The sequence below is a fragment of the Vibrio sp. 10N.261.52.A1 genome (assembly GCF_002876325.1).
Lineage (GTDB): Bacteria > Pseudomonadota > Gammaproteobacteria > Enterobacterales > Vibrionaceae > Vibrio > Vibrio chagasii.
In genome coordinates, this window is the sequence record NZ_MCYD01000380.1 from 1 (window position 1) to 316 (window position 316).

General features: G+C 37.3%; 1 pseudogene. It reads right to left on the minus strand.

Features of this window, described 5'->3' with window-relative positions:
• Window positions 1-98: 98 nt before the first annotated feature.
• A pseudogene (locus BCT81_RS29550) lies at window positions 99-316 on the minus strand (TetR/AcrR family transcriptional regulator); the annotation flags it as partial.

The following is a 316-nucleotide window of genomic DNA, read 5'->3' on the forward strand; positions in this document are numbered from 1 at the left end:
CAAAAAGCCACTCTATGAGTGGCTTTTTTGCGTTTTAAGATAAGATCATTGCTGAGCTAAATTCGGAGGCTTCAATGTTTTGATGCTCTACGCGTCACTCAGTATGCATAGCTATTCTCTTCTTTAAACAAGCTCGCGATAACTTCTTGATAGTGTATCAAGTTAAACGTCGAACTCTCAGAGTTGTACTTTTGCTGTCTAGTTTCTAAATAAGGCTGAGAAACCAGTGAACTTACCAGCATCTGATAATAATGAAAGTTGGATTCGTTACAGCCATCAACTAAATAAAGGAGGTTTTCAAGAGTTTTGTGATAGA